Source organism: Bacteroidia bacterium, from assembly GCA_033391075.1.
Classification (GTDB): Bacteria; Bacteroidota; Bacteroidia; order J057; family J057; genus JAWPMV01.
Genome location: JAWPMV010000001.1, coordinates 4,679,388 through 4,693,327 on the forward strand (window position 1 = coordinate 4,679,388; position 13,940 = coordinate 4,693,327).

The 13,940-nt window shown below is 42.0% G+C and carries 9 protein-coding genes; 2 read left to right on the forward strand and 7 right to left on the reverse strand.

Translation table 11 applies throughout. The annotated features are described in order from the left end of the window. Positions 1 to 46: 46 nt before the first annotated feature. Together R8P61_18660 and R8P61_18665 are read right to left on the reverse strand one after the other, a co-directional pair. On the reverse strand, positions 47 to 631 hold the full coding sequence (locus tag R8P61_18660; protein MDW3649098.1) for a Crp/Fnr family transcriptional regulator: 585 nt from the start codon (positions 629 to 631) through the stop codon (positions 47 to 49). Positions 632 to 640: 9 nt separating this feature from the next. After that, a complete protein-coding gene (locus R8P61_18665; protein MDW3649099.1) occupies positions 641 to 1,783 on the reverse strand; it encodes a cysteine desulfurase family protein in 1,143 nt (380 codons plus the stop codon). Between the two features lie 239 nt (positions 1,784 to 2,022). On the opposite strand from R8P61_18665, the gene R8P61_18670 reads away from it, so the two are divergent. Beyond that, positions 2,023 to 3,003 (forward strand): NAD(P)H-quinone oxidoreductase, encoded by a 981-nt coding sequence (locus R8P61_18670; protein MDW3649100.1) that lies wholly within the window; start codon positions 2,023 to 2,025, stop codon positions 3,001 to 3,003. Here R8P61_18670 and glmM read toward each other — a convergent pair. Next, positions 3,000 to 4,382 carry a phosphoglucosamine mutase gene (gene glmM, locus R8P61_18675; protein MDW3649101.1) on the reverse strand — a complete coding sequence of 461 codons (1,383 nt, stop codon included), beginning with the start codon at positions 4,380 to 4,382 and terminating at the stop codon, positions 3,000 to 3,002. The two genes, R8P61_18670 and glmM, sit on opposite strands and share 4 nt — an antisense overlap. Before the next feature lie 132 nt (positions 4,383 to 4,514). Between glmM and R8P61_18680 the strand changes: the two genes are divergently transcribed. Beyond that, positions 4,515 to 5,477: a pyridoxal-phosphate dependent enzyme gene (locus tag R8P61_18680; protein ID MDW3649102.1), complete on the forward strand. Its 963-nt coding sequence runs from the start codon at positions 4,515 to 4,517 to the stop codon at positions 5,475 to 5,477. A 45-nt stretch (positions 5,478 to 5,522) separates the two neighbouring features. On the opposite strand, the gene R8P61_18685 is transcribed toward R8P61_18680, so the two are convergent. The 4 genes from R8P61_18685 to fabG all read right to left on the reverse strand — a co-directional run bounded on the left by R8P61_18685 (position 5,523) and on the right by fabG (position 13,796). Then, positions 5,523 to 7,658, reverse strand: coding sequence for a hypothetical protein (locus tag R8P61_18685; GenBank protein ID MDW3649103.1), 2,136 nt, complete (start codon positions 7,656 to 7,658; stop codon positions 5,523 to 5,525). Between the two features lie 527 nt (positions 7,659 to 8,185). After that, positions 8,186 to 10,768, reverse strand: coding sequence for a response regulator (locus tag R8P61_18690; protein ID MDW3649104.1), 2,583 nt, complete (start codon positions 10,766 to 10,768; stop codon positions 8,186 to 8,188). Between the two features lie 108 nt (positions 10,769 to 10,876). Beyond that, complete coding sequence (locus tag R8P61_18695) at positions 10,877 to 13,024, reverse strand: hypothetical protein (GenBank protein MDW3649105.1); 2,148 nt, start codon at positions 13,022 to 13,024, stop codon at positions 10,877 to 10,879. 22 nt (positions 13,025 to 13,046) lie between these two features. Beyond that, entirely contained in the window at positions 13,047 to 13,796 is a 750-nt protein-coding gene (fabG, locus tag R8P61_18700; protein MDW3649106.1) for a 3-oxoacyl-[acyl-carrier-protein] reductase, read from the reverse strand. Positions 13,797 to 13,940 lie beyond the last annotated feature (144 nt).

Genomic DNA, 13,940 nt, shown 5'->3' on the forward strand with positions numbered 1-13,940 from the left:
ACAAGATTTTGGCAAAGCCACTTTACACATGTTAATCGGTGGAAAATTAATTTTCCGAGCGCCGCTTTATGATACGGGAAAGAGATACAGGCGTAATTCCCAAATAATTGGCGACATGCTTATTGTAAGCGGTTTCGAAAAACTGAGGGCTTCTTTTCAACAATGCCTCATATCTCTCTTCAGGAGCTTTATCGATCAGGGTTTCGACCCGGTAGATCAGGGTTTGTATGTTTTCCTGATAAGAATGCAGAAACACCTGCATTATGCGCGGATTTTCATAGCCCAGGTCCAATACTTTCTCATAATCGAAAATCAGCAAATGGGTTTCTGTTACCGACTCAAAAGTATATTTGGTTGGACTTTGGCTAAACAGGGATTCGGGAGCGCCGGTGATTGTATGTTCCGGTCGCAAAAAAATGTTTTTTTCTTCGCCTTTCTCATTGATAAAGTAGCCCCTTATCATGCCTTTCAAAATAAAAAAAGCTTTTCGGCTAATTTGTCCGGCCTCAATCAGGCGATCCTTATTCCCTAACAGCTGATAATCAGCATAGGAAATAAATAAGGCTATATCTTCTTTGCCCAAAAAGGGAAAGCTTGCTCTGAGGATACCAGCTTGTTCTTCCGGGGTCATGGCCAAGGCTTAAACGGGCATAGGAACGTATTCCTTGAGTTTTTCGATGGTGATATCGATTTCTTCCCGGCTATTCTGAACCCCAAATGAAAAACGAATTGCATTTAAGAGTTGTGCTCCTTCTACTCCAATTTCACGGAGGACAAAAGATCCCATCACGGCTCCACTGCTACACGCTGAGCCACCAGAAACACAGATGCCCGACAAGTCGAGGTTAAAAAGAAGCATACAATCTTTCTCGTTGCAGGGAAGAGAAACATTTAGAACGGTAGGAAGTGATCGTCCAGGCTCTGTTTCTCCATTGAAACTAACTCCCGGAAAAACTTCCATCAGTCGTTGTTTCATATAGTTTTTCAAATCCCAAAGTTTTTCGGATTTGCTATCAAAGCTGTTGTAGCACTTATCAAAAGCATATGCAAGGCCTACGATGAAAGCGGCATTCTCAGTTCCGGCTCTGCGATTTCTTTCTTGTCCTCCACCGGAAATAAAGCCCGGTACATTCAGGCCTTTTCTGATGTAGAGGAAACCAACCCCTTTAGGTCCATAAAACTTATGTGCTGAAGCCGTAATGAAATCCACCGGTGTATTGGCAAGATCGTATTTGAGATTGCACATCGATTGGACGGTATCAGAATGAAAAATCGCATCATACTCGCGGCATATTTCTCCAATCGCATGGATATCATGCAGAGTGCCCAATTCATTATTGGCATGCATAAGCGAAACCAAAGACCTGGAATTTGTCGCCAATGCCTCCCGCAGTTCTTCATGATCAATATGCCCTTTTCCATCCACACTCAACCATGTCACCTTGATCTTCCCTTTTTCCTCGAGATCCTCCAGGGTATGACTCACCGCATGATGTTCAATCCGGGTAGTAATCACATGCTCAAGGTCAAAAGCTTCCAGGCTACTTTTTATTGCCATATTATCGGCTTCTGTTCCCCCACTGGTAAAACAAATTTCTCCAGGAGTAACTCCCAGATGTTTGGCAACAGTTCTGCGGGAATCTTCTATAGCATTTCGTAAGGTTCTCCCATGAGCATGGGTAGAGGATGGGTTTCCAAAATGATCCAGGAAGTAAGGCTTCATCGCCTCAAAAACTTCGGGATCCATAGGAGTGGAAGCAGCATTGTCCAGGTAGATGATCATAGCATTCTTGTTCAAATCTGAATATCCTTCAAATATCGGGAAGAAGTAGGAAGGAAACAAAGGAGAGGGAATTGAAAATGATGAGGAAGTGTTAGTGTGTTTGGATGTTAGCGTTTTAGGGTAATGAGAGGGAGGTATCTTAGCGGAATCCATTACCCTAAACAAAAGGCAAACTTCTAAGCATAATCAACTATATTAGAACCCTAACACACTAATACCCTAACACCCTCGAACTGTTTATGAAAGCCATCCTAATCGACAAGCCCGGAGGCCCAGAAGGTTTATACATCGGCGAATTCCCACGTCCAGAACCAGCTTCGCATGAAATCTTGGTAAAAGTTGCTGCTACTGCCTTAAATCGGGCAGATACCATGCAAAGGGAAGGTCGATATCCTCCTCCTCCGGGAGCAAGTCCGATCATGGGGCTCGAAATGTCGGGTACGGTAGTTGGAATGGGAGCTCAAGCGAGTAGGTGGAAAGAAGGAGATCAGGTCTGCGGCTTATTGCCGGGAGGTGGATATGCAGAGTATGTCGTCATCCATGAAGATTTGGCTATTCCTGTCCCTGAAAATATGGATATGCAAACAGCAGCAGGGCTGCCAGAGGTTTTTATGACCGCTTATCAGGCGATGTTTTGGTTAGGAGAATTGGAAACTGGGCAGACGGTTTTATTGCATGCAGGAGCAAGTGGTGTGGGTACAGCAGCCATTCAAATGGCTAAAGCTAAGGGCGCAAAGGTTTGGGTAACAGCCTCTGCCGGAAAACATGATGCTTGTCGCTCTCTGGGAGCAGATCAATGCATTGATTACAAAGCCCAGGATTTCGCTGCTTTCATCCAAAAAGAACATCCACAGAAAGGTGTAAACCTTATCGTTGATCCCATAGGAGGAGCATATTTTCCCAAGAACCTAGATGTGATGCTTCCAGATGGGAAATTGGTGGTGCTGGCTTTTATGGGAGGAATGCATAGTGAGATCAATCTGGCAAAAGTGCTTATCAAGCGTTTACGGGTACAGGGATCAACCTTGAGGGCAAGAGATATAAACTACAAAATTGCACTCGCGAAGGACCTGCAAAAGGATTTTGCTTCTGCTTTTTCTTCAGGGGAAATAAAGCCTGTAATCGATAGCACTTACGACTGGACAGATGTCCAGGAAGCACATCGATACATAGAAGCCAATAAAAATATTGGCAAAATTATCCTGAAATTAGGTGCTTAAAGACTGGCTTTTAGCTCATCAATGATTTGATTGGCGAGCGTATCGGCAGCATCCTGACTCTGGGCCTCGGTATAGATTCGGATAATAGGTTCCGTATTGGATTTACGAAGGTGAACCCAGGAATCCTCAAAATCAACTTTTACGCCATCGATATCATTGGGCTTTTGGTCTTTGTATTTTTCTTTGAAAGTGGCCAGAATACTATCCACATCCATACCTGCTTCCAGTTGAAGCTTTTGTTTGGACATATAGTAATCCGGATAAGTAGCTCTCAATTCGCTACACTTCATCCCGCTTTTCACCAAATGAGAAAGAAATAAAGCAATCCCGATCAGAGCGTCTCTCCCATAATGTAATTCGGGGAAAATGATTCCTCCATTTCCCTCGCCTCCTATCAGGGCATCAGTTCGCTTCATGATTTCAACCACATTCACCTCACCTACTGCAGAAGCATAATATCTGCATCCATGTCTTTCTGCCAAATCTCTTAAAGCCCGACTCGAAGACAGATTGGATACGACAGCACTTTTGTTATGCTTCAATACATAATCAGCCACTGCCACAAGGGTATACTCTTCTCCAAACAGCTCCCCATTTTCATCTACCAATACCAGACGATCCACATCCGGGTCAACTGCTATCCCGATATCTGCGCCTTCTTTTTTGATGAATTCGCAAATCTCGGTCAGGTTCTTTTTGACAGGTTCGGGATTATGACTAAACCAACCCGTAGGTTCGCAATTTAGTTTCACGATGTCTTTCACCCCCAAAGCTTCCAGCAATTCCGGCACATAAATACCTCCTGTACTATTTACTCCATCTATTACTACCTTCAAATTGGCTTTCTCAATGGCAAAGGAATCTACCAGATTGACCTCTTTGATCATCTTGATGTGAGTAGCAGAAAAGTCTTTGACCTCTTTAATTACGCCCAGTTCGCGAACTTCTTTGAAGGGATAGAGTTTATTTTCAAGGATCTCCAAAATCTCCAAACCGTCCTTATGCGTAATAAACTCTCCTTTGTAATTCAGGAGTTTTAGCGCATTCCATTCCACCGGATTATGAGAAGCTGTAAGGATAATCCCACCAGCGGCTTTATATTCTGGTACGGCAACTTCCACTGTAGGCGTAGTAGAAAGTCCCAGATCAATTACATCAAATCCCAGGCTAATGAGGGTATTTGATACAAGGCCCTGAACCATAGCCCCGGAAGGCCTGGCATCTCTTCCAATCACAACGGTTTGACTCTGAGCTCTTTTCAAGGAAAGCCAGGTACCGAAAGCAGAAGCAAAGTTCACGATATCAATGGGAGTAAGGTTCTGTCCTACCTGCCCCCCAATCGTACCACGGATTCCAGAAATAGAGGAAATTAATGTCATAAAAGGATGTCTTAGTCGAGTGCCAAATATAGAGAAATTTAAGGGGCAAGGTCAAGGCTTTATTTGAATTGCGTAAATTGATCCGCCAACAATAATTTAAGGGCTTTGGGATCAATAGCTACATACCAAAAATTGAAAGAGAAAATCCTCGATTTAAGCGATCCTGAGCTTTTGGGTCAAAGTAGGGTCCATGCCTTACATTCTTTTTCTTCTGCTGATCAAAAGGTATATGTAAAAAGGGAAGATGAGACAGGTTTTTCCATTTCGGGGACTAAAAGAAGAAAATATGCTTCTCTGCTTCCTTATCTGGAGCAAAGGGGAATCAAGGAAGTGATTCTTATGGGAGGAGAGCATTCCAATCATTTACCAGCCATTATCCAGTTGTTACGGGAGAGAGGCATTCGTTTCAAAGTATGCGTAAAGAAATCTCATCCCACTGCAAAGAAGGGAAATAGATTTTTGTTGCACCTATTAATACAGGAGGAGGAAATTGAATACCTTGATTCGGCAAGCTGGAAACATGCAGAGGCCTATTTGCTGGATAAATATGGTTCAGCAGCATTTATTTTACCTGAAGGTGCTTCCTGTAAGGCTTCGCTCGCAGGTGCAGGAAGTCTTGGGCTGGATCTTCGAAGAAATGAGGAGGAATTGAAGCTGTCCTTTTCTCATCTATTTCTGGACGCTGGTACGGGTATGAGTGCAGCGGGAATGATCCTCGCTCAAAGTCAGCTTAAACATCCGGCCCATATCCATGTCACCCTTATGGCTGGTGAAAAGGAAGAATTTCTTCAGCAACTACATACATATGCCCGAGATTGGGAGGAAATATTCGGAGAGAAGATTTCGGAATTTCCACCCCTGCATCTCTACTATCCCCCATCCGCCAAATCATTTGGTTCCATCAATCGGGAAGTCCTGAAAATCATCCGTGAGATGGCCCTTAAAGAAGGTCTTTTATTAGACCCAATCTATAATGCCAAGCTTTTCCAAAACGCTTTCCAGCAGATAAATGAACAGCAGCTCATGGGAAATATTTGTATCATCCATTCTGGAGGAGGGAGTGGGCTGATGGGCTTTGCAGAAAAGTTTGCATAAAAAAAACCCGACCTAAGGCCGGGTTTCTCTTATTTTTCAGGATACCTAAACACTTCTTATCATCATCGCCTGTTCTTTTCCGAGTCTGTTCATCACATTCTCTCTGATCAGTCGGTAGAAATGTTTACGACCTGTTGCTTTATCCTGACGGATAATTCCTTTCTCTATCATGATCTTGATATACTTCTTTGCCGTGGTACCTTTAATGTTGAGCTTTTGCTCCAGGTCCTGTGCAAAGAATCCATCCTGGGCATTTTCCACCAGGAATTTTGGCATATCAAATACAACTTCAAAGATGGTTCCGGCTCTGTATAAGTCGAAGAACATATAACGGATTCCTTGTTCCAGCTGCTTATTATTGGTCAATTGCATGCTGAGGAAAAAGCCCAGACGATTTACTTCTTTGAAAGTGATATAGGATCTGAGGTTTCTGTAGGAGAAATTCAGATGCTCAGCAGCTAAAGGAAGGTCCCCTTTGCTGATATTTATACATTTATTGATAGTTTTATTTCGAACGGAATTGGGTACGTCTTTGAACTCTCCTTCTTTCCAATCGCCTTGAATAAAGCTCAAAGGATTGTCTTTATTCTCGAAGGATTTGATCAGTTGTTCGCTCAACCTAAGGGCAATCGCATCTTTGCTAACCAAAGCAGATACTCTCAAGGATTTCAACTCATACAACTGATACTTGAAATATGTCCGTATGCTAAAGTGAGAAATGGGTTCCATATCCATATAGATGGACAAGAGCTCATCTATCTGAGATTTGCTGAAAAACTCAAGATTTTCCTCTATGCTGTCAATGATCTCGGCAACCTTATCAAAAAATTCGTCCAGGATATCGACCATCCAGGAAACACCGGGTTCTTTGGCCTCTATCAAAAATACCTGATTGGCCAGGCTCAATCCGGAAATGATCAGGTTTGCGCCTCCTTCCTCAATCCGCTTACTTCCTTGTTTGAGGATATTTGAAATCAACTCATAGGACTTCTGCGGATTTCCGTTTAGCCGTACATGATCAACATAGCTTTTGGCTGCTTCAATGTACAGGGGATAATCCTGATTTCTCCGATAAAACTGGACAGTCTCTTTAAGATCTTTTTCTGTGAGATTACGACCCGTCTCGTACATCGCTACAGATCTTTGCAGCTTGTACTTCATAGCAGAATTCTCATCATTCCTTTCTTCTGAAATCTCTATGGCTTTCTCAATTTTCTCTACCGCATGCTTAGAGAAACTCGCCTGCTCTAAATTATCATTGGTCATGCCGTACAACTGGCGATAGAGGCTCCCTACGAAACTAAGGATTCTTGCCTGCGTAAAGGCTGGAAGATTCTCGCGGACCTGGTGAAATTGAGATTCAACTTCTCTCAATCTTTGCTGGCGGTCCTCCAACATCAGTTGCTTGCTATCATAATTTTTGGAGAAAGTCCCATTTACGACACTGGTTTCCAACTCATAAATAGCATAATCATAAATCTTCTGGCCAATCGGAGTATCCATACTATCCCTTATTTCTGGAAGTTCATGGATAAGATCCTGTAGTTTCTGAGGAATGTCTGTTCCTTCTTGTTGGATATAAAATGCGATCAGGAAAAAGTACACAGAGAGTTTGTGTTCTGGATTACTTTCTCTAAGCGCTTTGTCCAGCCAGATTTTACTCTTATTTACCTGATCTTTGTTATTTTCATTAAGATATACATAACCAATCAGGGAAGATACATCAGAAATCAGAGATTCATCTATTTTTTGCCATTCGATGGCACTGATGTGGGTTTCGAAATTATCTATAGAGGTTTTACGGATTTGGCGGTCGAAAGAGATCATCAACAAATCCAGATAGGCTTCCCAGCCCTCATGGTTCATAGTGGCATGCTGTACATTCTTGAGAGAATTGCTGCGATGACGCACAATGTCCATAACAAATTTATAACCCTCCGTATCTCGGCGATAAAAACTGTATAAAAGGGCCTGCTTTGCAATAAACATATAATAATCCTGGTCCTTCTGATTGCCTAAAGGGGCATTTTGAAGTTCCAGTGCCAAAGCTTCTTCCAGCTTACGGCAGTCTTTTATGTCAAGTTGCTTTAAAAGCTCTTTTAACGCATTGGGAATGGATTGTCCCCGCGATAAACTGTTCAAATCGAGGAGAAACTGGTAGGGAAAAGCATTTTCGTACATGATTCCTTATTTCTTTTCTTTTCTTGCTAAATACTCAATAGTTAACGATTCAATAATTCTGAATTACTGGTCCATGTCGCGATATCCTGTGATGCATGGAACCATGTTCACATTGTGTGTTCAAAGTGCTTATTTAGAATTTCCCTGAGTTTTGCGGCTTACCTTGTGTTTTCTGTTGTTCTTGCTTTCGAATTCGTATTAGTCAATTTGTTTCTATTTGCCAAACAATGGCCGCTATCCGAAGATTTTTGTTTCAGCAAAAATTACTCCAATAATCTATTGATTGTAAATCTCTCAATAATGAAATACATATTAATTTTTGGCTCGGCAATTACGCAGATTTAGCACACATATCCAAACTAATAATTGTGATTTTTGTACTGGATTCACCAGTATTTTAACAATTCAAACTTAGCTCGGATGAATACATGACATATTTCAGGTGTTATACCCTACTAACTGCACAAAAGATCAGATTGTTTATAATTCAAAATATAAGGAATATTTACCAGGGATAAAAAGCATTCCTACTGTTGTTTATGGACACTCATAAGCTCAGTTTCCCTACCAAACCATTTTTCCAGGGTTTCGGCCAAAAGCTCCCAACGAACAGGCTTTGCCAAAAAATCGTCCATTCCTGCTTTAAAACAGTCCCTTTTCTCAGATTCCATAGCATTTGCTGTAAGTGCAATGATGATAGGCTGTTGGGGCAATGAGGTACTATCCAGTTTCCTTACTTCTCTTGTAGCTTCCAAACCATCCATTTCAGGCATTTGCATATCCATGAGGATGAGGTCATATCTTTTTTCTCCTACTGCTTTCAGTACTTCCAGTCCATTCCCGGCAATATCTGCATGAAGACCGAGTTTCCCCATAATCTTCTTTATCACTTTTTGGTTGATTGGATTATCCTCTGCAATCAGAATCTCTATAGGCTTTGCCAGATTCACCAGCATATCTGACTTTTCCTGGACTTTTTTCTTCTTTTCGGGGGCTTTATTGCTCAGACATTCTGTAATCACCTTTTTCAACTGAGACTTTCTGCATGGTTTTGTCAGGAGGGCCCTGAAAAGCCCACTTCTTGACTCTGGAGGTAATTGCGCTACCGAGCTTAATAAGATAAAGGGTGGGCCCTGATCTTTTAATTCATCCCGACTTTTCCTGGCCAGATCTATCCCGTTCATGCCCGGCATGTGAAGGTCGGTTATAACCAGTTTTATCTCATTTTTTGTCCCCAAATGCTCCCAGGCTTCTTCGGCACTAATGGTGGAAATCGGATGCACCCCCAGGGCTTTACAATGGGTCTCAAGAATCTTCAAATTGGTTGTATTATCATCAACCAAAAGTACCTGGATCAGCTCTTCCTTTTTATTTTCAGGGGAAAGTAATTTTTTCTTCTCCTCTTTTTTCTCGCTGCTATAGGTTTTGATCTCAAAAAAGAATTCTGTGCCCTCACCTTCTACACTTTGGACCCATATTTCTCCTTGCATCAATTCTACCAATCTTTTGCAAATAGCCAGTCCTAAACCCGAGCCTCCATACTTTCGATTGGTCGAGGCATCTACTTGCGAAAAGGAACGGAATAAACGGTGAATCTTGTTTTTTGGAATTCCAACTCCTGTATCTTTTACTGAAAACTGGAGGACATGTCCTTCTTCCCACCTTCCCTTGCATCTAACCTGTACTAGTATTTCTCCTTTTTCTGTGAATTTGATCGCATTATTAATAAGATTTACAAGTATTTGCTGAATTCGGACTATATCCCCTTTGATGAAATCTGGCATATTGTCTCCAAACATTGCCAATAACTCCAATCCTTTTTCACGGGCTTTAGGTCCTAATAAATCCAGGGCATTATCAATCGGATCACTAAATCTAAAATCAATAAATTCCAGCTCCATATTGCCAGATTCGATTTTGGAATAGTCCAAAATATCATTGATCACAGAAAGGAGGTTGTTTCCCCCTATTTTTATGGTATCCAGGTAATCTTCCTGGGTATCATTCAGGCGAGTTTCGGCAAGTAAGCCTGCCATCCCTATCACTGCATTGAGTGGAGTTCTGATCTCATGACTCATGGTAGACAGGAATTCCGACTTCGCACGAGTAGCAGCCTCGGCAGCATCTTTAGCCTTTATCAGGTTCTCCTCAATTTCTTTTTGCATACTGATATCCTGCAAAATCCCTCTGACGCAAATGAGTTTGCCTCTATCATTTTTTATGGGCTTAAATATCATGAGCAAATCTCTCTCCTCTTGTTGGGCAGTAAATACTTTGAATTCCAGCCGTACCTGTTCGCTCTCCTCTACAACATTTCTCAGGGTATTCTGTACTTTCAGGCGATCAGCCGGATGGATAAGGCCATATACATCCCCGATCGTTAGGGAGCTTCCATGTTCCATACCCAAAATATCCAGAACCGCATCTGACCATTCCCAATAATTGCTTGAAGGGTCCCAACTCCAGTTCCCCAAATTGGCTATTCCCTGTGCTTCTTTTAAAATATACTGGTCAGCCTTTATTCTGTTTGTATTCATTTGTTTGGCCTCATAATAATGCTGAATGATTGCTACAAGGCTGACAAAAACCAAAACATTTAATAGGGTATTGAAGAGGAAAACATCCTGAGGAGTCCCCATACTTTGAGGAAAGAAGGGAAAGATCTCAAAAAGAACAAGTCCATAAAGCGCTACTGCAAAAGTTATGGATATCGCTCGTTTTATAACCTCAGCATGCGAAAAAATCAAGAAGGGAAGCAAAGCAAAAATATAAAAGCCATTTTGCAAGCCATTTCTCGATTCAAAATATGCACAAACTATGTATAGGGAAATACTCAGACCCGCCAGGGCACCAAAACGTACCAAATCAAGCAGACCAAATTTCCGGAGGTAAATCAGTAAAAAGGAAAGTGCAAATATTCCAACCGTAACCAACTTGATACTCAGCAAGAACATCTGAGTCTTCCAGGAAATACAAAAAGCCGCAAGCCCACCTACCAGAATATACAGTAATACCGTATTGGTAATCTTACTTACACTCCGCATGTGATCGGGACCAAGGTCAATTCCTCGTCGAATAATACTTTGATACCCTGATTGCAAACGACCCATTATTTGATTCAATGATTGGATTACTATCAAACATAATATTATCAACAATCAAAACAATTGAGAAAACGGGAGTTATATTACCTCTGTTAGGAAAGGCAGGGAATGTTGTTATAGCAAACTATTAAGCTTACGTACTATCCACTCTATTGAAAGCAGTGAAAGTAGAATCCCCAATATCCAGGGGAAATTGTGGAAAGGGGTTCGGCTTCTTCGGGTATCCAATTGAGGTTTCATACCCGGCAGTGATTTGAGTTTAGCAGAAAGCTGAGCTAAATCTCTGGCAAACAGGAAGTCTCCTTCCGTACGCAGGGATATCTGCTCCATCAAGTCCTTATCAGCCTGTAATTGAAAGTGCTCAACATTTGACCTCCCCACAGAGAACTGCCCCCGATCTGTACCAATCATGGCATTATCTTTTCGACCTTCTGCTGTATAGGAATAGGTGCCTTCCTCCAATTTGGGAATCTCGATAAAGTATTGAGCGTCCTGGGTTTCATTGAGGAAATAATCCGTAGAGCTCCCATCCGGAGATTTGATGCTTAATTTGATAGCTACTTTGGGTAAAGGATTATAGCTATCGTCATATGCCTGTCCACTAAACAGAATGGGATCAGAACCGGTGAATATTCTTTTGGAAGGATTGACCTTGAATTTCCGTTTGTCATCTGATACAATCAGCCATTTGATGTTGTTGAACAACCAGGCATCAAATTGCTCAAAGTCTCCGGATTCGGTATAGCTGTGAGCACGCATACGCCAGAAATTCTCACCAAGAAATACCATATTTTTTCTACCCAGATGATTTTGCAAGGCATATACCGGATAATCCAATTGAACATTCTTGATCTTGGCGGTAGCGTATACCTCAGCTGTTTTCTTGGCTTCCCAGGCAGAATTATTTCGGTATACCGGAGGCACACTATTGGCCCATTGTAACCAATTGTCTGCAAAGGTAAAGGTAGAGTGGTTGCTATATTTCTTTTTAAAATCCGGGATAACCTCCTCTGCGCGTGGGCTATAGCTTTTGGGGCTTATTGCCATATATTCAAAGAGAGGCTGCATACTTCTGAGGTCAGTAAAAATCCCTGAGAAATACATAACGGGCTTGTTTTGCTCTTTGATCTGTTCGCTTACTTTGGCCACCATAGCTTTATCTGCAGAGCTTCCCGGCCAATTGTGTAAAATAAAGAGGTCGTAGTCCTCGAGGTTTACGGTATTGGGATTCAGGTAGTAGGAGCCGGATTGTTTTAGAATAAATTCATCCAGCTCATAGCTTTTCTCCCGCTTCAAAGCAATTCGCAAAGCGCCCAAATCCGGATGAGGAGAACCTGCGAAGAGGGCAATCTTTACTCGTGTCTCCAGAACATTGACAAAGAAATTGCGGCTATTGTTTCTATAGCTAATTTCATTTTCCAGCCGGCTCACCTCAATTCGAAATTGTTGTAATCCCACCTCTTCCGGTTTCACCAGGAAAGTGAGTTCCCCCTGATTTTTCGCACTCCCAAGATTTAACGTCTGGGTTTCCAGTACTTTGTCCCGGTTTCTCAATCGGACCTGTAAGGGAGCACGGTCAAATCCATTACTCTGGATTTTTACCCGTATAGGCATATCATTGTTGAGGTAGGCTATTTCATTGAAAAGCACCTCTTTTATGATGATATCCTTTTGGTCGGAGGTATCTCCGAGCAAGACCGTATAAATAGGGACTTTATTTCCTTCCAGGCCATACAGCGGGTTGATTCCTGAAGTCAGAATCCCATCAGAAGCCAGAACCACTGCTTGTAGATTCTGGTTTTGATATAATTTCTTCAGGTCTTTTAAGGCCTGCGAAATATTGGTTCCGGTTTTTGAGAAGTTCAGGGAATCGAGCTCCACTTTACTTTCCAGAGAGGTTCCAAAACCAAACATTTGGAAATCAAAGTTATCTCCACTGAACTGTCCCTGCAAATCTTTTACAAGCGCAGGATATTCATTTTTGACAAATGCAGAATCTTTCTGAACCAGTAAGCTTTCTGAATTGTCCTGGAGAAAAGCGATGACAGGCGGATATTCCACCGAACTTCTCATAACCATCATGGGCTTTAGCAGGAGAATAGCTATCAGGCATAAGGCCACAAATCGAAATACTCCTAAAAATATTCTCCATCTCCGGGAAAGGATTTCCGACGTTCCCCTATACATAAAATAGGACAGACCAGCTGCCAATGCTATGATCAGGAGAATAAAGAGAGGAGAGTTACTAAAGCTTATATCCATGAATAAAATCTTATCAGGCTTCCTACATCATCACCATACCCCCGTCGACATTAAATACCTGTCCGGTGATATAAGAGGACATATCTGAAGCCAGAAACACACATAAATCAGCTACGTCTTTGGGCTCCCCGGCTCTTTTGAGGGGTATGCCTTCCAACCAATTGGCCAATTCTTTTTCTGGTAGTTCAGCGGTCATTTCTGTAGCTATAAATCCGGGAGCAACAACATTGGCACGAATCCCGCGAGAACCAATTTCTTTGGCCACAGATTTCGTAAAGCCGATCATACCTGATTTAGAGGCAGCATAATTTGCTTGGCCGGCATTTCCAGTAAGTCCCACTACAGAACTAATATTAATAAAAGAACCACTACGCTGCTTAAGCATAGGTCTTAGCAAGGCCTTGGTCGTGTAGAAAACGGAATTCAAATTCGTTGTAATCACTTGATTCCATTGTTCTTCATTCATTCTCAAAAGCAGGTTGTCTTTGGTAATACCTGCATTGTTCACCACTACATCTATGCGACCAAATGTTGCCAAAACATCGTCCAGTGTTTTCTGAATTCCTTCAAAATCACTGGCATCGGTTTGATAGCCTTTTGCCTCGACTCCTTTTGCCTTCAACTCTGCTTCGAGCGCCTGGGCTTTTTCGACTGATGAGCGATAGGTAAATGCTACCTGAGCGCCCTGTGCAGCGAATTCTTCCGCTATGGCTCTTCCTATTCCTCTGGTGGCACCAGTTACGAGTGCAATTTTTCCTTCGAGTAACTTCATATTGACTTGATTCTAATTGACCTGCGAATATACGCCTTTCATCGAAATATTAAGGCTTCATTCGATAAGCTCAATCATCTGCTATACAAAAGCCCTGACTTTTGCAAAACAGTCAATATAAATAATAGCATTATGTGTGGGGTA

What these genes read in the sequence shown, in the direction of transcription:
- R8P61_18660 (MDW3649098.1), bottom strand. Translation starts at nt 631, where the DNA reads ATGACCCCGGAAGAACAAGCTGGTATCCTCAGAGCAAGCTTTCCCTTT.
- R8P61_18665 (MDW3649099.1), bottom strand. Translation starts at nt 1,783, where the DNA reads ATGATCATCTACCTGGACAATGCTGCTTCCACTCCTATGGATCCCGAA.
- R8P61_18670 (MDW3649100.1), top strand. Translation starts at nt 2,023, where the DNA reads ATGAAAGCCATCCTAATCGACAAGCCCGGAGGCCCAGAAGGTTTATAC.
- glmM (MDW3649101.1), bottom strand. Translation starts at nt 4,382, where the DNA reads ATGACATTAATTTCCTCTATTTCTGGAATCCGTGGTACGATTGGGGGG.
- R8P61_18685 (MDW3649103.1), bottom strand. Translation starts at nt 7,658, where the DNA reads ATGTACGAAAATGCTTTTCCCTACCAGTTTCTCCTCGATTTGAACAGT.
- R8P61_18690 (MDW3649104.1), bottom strand. Translation starts at nt 10,768, where the DNA reads ATGGGTCGTTTGCAATCAGGGTATCAAAGTATTATTCGACGAGGAATT.
- R8P61_18695 (MDW3649105.1), bottom strand. Translation starts at nt 13,024, where the DNA reads ATGGATATAAGCTTTAGTAACTCTCCTCTCTTTATTCTCCTGATCATA.
- fabG (MDW3649106.1), bottom strand. Translation starts at nt 13,796, where the DNA reads ATGAAGTTACTCGAAGGAAAAATTGCACTCGTAACTGGTGCCACCAGA.